Below are 2391 nucleotides of genomic sequence, written 5' to 3' on the forward strand. Positions count from 1 at the left end.
CCCGCGGCGATCCGCGGCCGGCTGGGCTCGCTGCAGCAGCTCGCGATCGTCACCGGCATCTTCGTCGCGCTGCTCAGCGACGCCTTCCTCGCGAACTCCGCCGGCAGCGCCGCGGACACCCTGTGGCTCGGGCTCTCCGCCTGGCGGTGGATGTTCCTCGTCGGCCTCGTCCCCGCCGTCGTCTACGCCCTGCTCGCCCTCGGCATCCCCGAGTCGCCCCGCTTCCTCGTGGCCCGCGGCCGGAACCAGGAGGCCGCCACCGTCCTCGCCCGCCTCGGCGCGAGCGGCGCCGAGGGCCCGGACGCCAAGGTCGCCGAGATCGCCACCAGCCTCCAGCGTGAGGACGCGCCGAGCCTGCGGGACCTCCGGGGCCCGCGGTTCGGGCTCCAGCCCATCGTCTGGGTCGGGATCCTGCTCTCGGTGTTCCAGCAGTTCGTCGGGATCAACGTGATCTTCTACTACTCGACCAGCCTCTGGCACTCCGTGGGCTTCTCCGAGTCCGACTCCCTCACGATCACCGTCATCACCTCGGTGACGAACATCGTGGTCACCCTGATCGCGATCGCCGTGGTCGACCGGGTCGGGCGCAAGCCGCTGCTGCTGGGCGGGTCGATCGGCATGACCGTGACCCTCGGGGCGATGGCGGTCTGCTTCTCCCAGGCCGTCGGGTCCGGTGACGACCTGGTGCTGCCCGGTGCCTGGGGCTCGGTCGCGCTGGTCGCGGCCAACCTGTTCGTCGTCTCCTTCGGCGTCTCCTGGGGCCCGGTGGTCTGGGTGCTGCTCGGCGAGATGTTCCCCAACTACATCCGCGCCGCCGCGCTCTCCGTCGCCGCGGCCGCCCAGTGGATCGCCAACTTCGTCGTCTCCACCACCTTCCCCGTGCTCGCCGCCGCCGGCCTGACCCTCGCCTACGGCATCTACGCGCTGTTCGCCCTGCTCTCGGCCTTGTTCGTGATCCGCGCCGTCCAGGAGACCAAGGGCCGGGAGCTCGAGGACATGCAGCGCACCGCTCCCGGCCGCCAGCGGGTCATCACCTGAGGCACCGCCGCGAGGCACCCGCCGTCCCCCACGAGAAACGGAGATCGATCATGGACGGACCCGTCGAGGAGCCGACGGTGCTCGTGACCGGGCGGCCCCGTCCGCGTCCCGACGTCCGCGGCGCACGCGACGCCGCGGGCGTCCGGCTCGTCTTTCGCGCCCTGCTCTTCGACGGGGCTTCGGTGCCGGCGTGGCACGAGGACGCCGCGTGCGCGGGCCGGTCCCCGTCCCTGTTCTTCCCCGAGGCCGACGGCCAGCACCCGCGGCCGTCGAGGGTGCGGGCCGCCAAGGAGGTCTGTCGGCGCTGTCCGGTCCGCACGACCTGCCTGGACGACGTGATGACGCACGAGTCGCCGTGGTACCGGCACGGCGTCGTCGGCGGTCTCTCACCGGCCGAGCGCCACCGCCTGCACCGCGCGCGGCTCGGGGCCACGTCGTGAGCGCGCCGACCATCGGCGTCGACGTCGGCGGCACCAAGATCGCGGCGGGCGTCGTGGACGCCGAGGGACGCATCGTCGCCCGCATCCAGCGGGTGACACCCGCCCAGCACGCCGACCAGGTCCGCGACGCCGTCACCGACGCCGTCCGGGAGCTCCGCACCCAGCACGAGGCGACCGCGGTCGGCATCTCCGCCGCGGGCTTCGTCGACGCCGACCGGGCGACGGTGATGTTCGCGCCCAACCTGGCCTGGCGGGACGAACCGCTGCGCGACGAGCTCGAGGAGCGGACCGGACTCCCGGTCGTGGTGGAGAACGACGCCAACGCCGCGGCGTGGGCCGAGTCGCGGTTCGGAGCCGGTCGGGGCACCCGCCAGGTGCTGGCCCTGACCGTGGGCACCGGACTCGGCGGCGGCGTCGTGCAGGACGGGCGCCTGCTGCGCGGCGAGTTCGGGGCCGCGGCCGAGGTCGGCCACGTCGTCATGGTGCCGGGCGGACGGCCCTGCCCCTGCGGGCTGGCGGGGTGCCTGGAGCGCTACGCCAGCGGCACCGCCCTCGTGCGCCGGGCGCGCGAGATCGCCGTGGACTCCCCGGTGCTGGCCCACGAGCTGCTCGGCCGGGCCGGAGGACGTGTCGACGCCATCGAGGGCCTGATGGTGACCGCCGCGGCCCGGGCGGGCGACGTCGCCGCGCTGCAGGTCTTCGACGAGGTCGGGGGCTGGCTCGGCCTCGGCGTCGCCCAGCTCGCCGCCGTGCTCGACCCCGGCGTCGTCGTCATCGGCGGCGGGGTCGCCGCGGCCGGCGACATCCTGCTCGGGCCCCTGATCGCGGCCTACACCAGGAACCTGACCGGCCGCGGCCACCGCCCCACCGCCCGCGTCGTGCCCGCCGAGCTCGGCCCCGACGCCGGCCTGGT

The 2391-nt window shown here is 74.7% G+C and carries 3 protein-coding genes; all 3 read left to right on the forward strand.

Translation table 11 applies throughout. The features are described 5' to 3' along the window. Window positions 1-1038: sugar porter family MFS transporter (locus AC0CYZ_RS25520; RefSeq protein WP_472220558.1), on the forward strand; the 1038-nt coding region annotated here is incomplete at its 5' end. A gap of 50 nt (window positions 1039-1088) precedes the next feature. Beyond that, window positions 1089-1478 carry a WhiB family transcriptional regulator gene (locus tag AC0CYZ_RS25525; protein WP_472220560.1) on the forward strand — a complete coding sequence of 130 codons (390 nt, stop codon included), beginning with the start codon at window positions 1089-1091 and terminating at the stop codon, window positions 1476-1478. Then, a partial coding sequence (locus AC0CYZ_RS25530; RefSeq protein WP_472220562.1) for an ROK family glucokinase occupies window positions 1475-2391 on the forward strand: 917 nt, incomplete at its 3' end. The genes AC0CYZ_RS25525 and AC0CYZ_RS25530, both read left to right, overlap by 4 nt.

The sequence above is a fragment of the Actinomycetospora sp. genome (genome assembly GCF_055612215.1).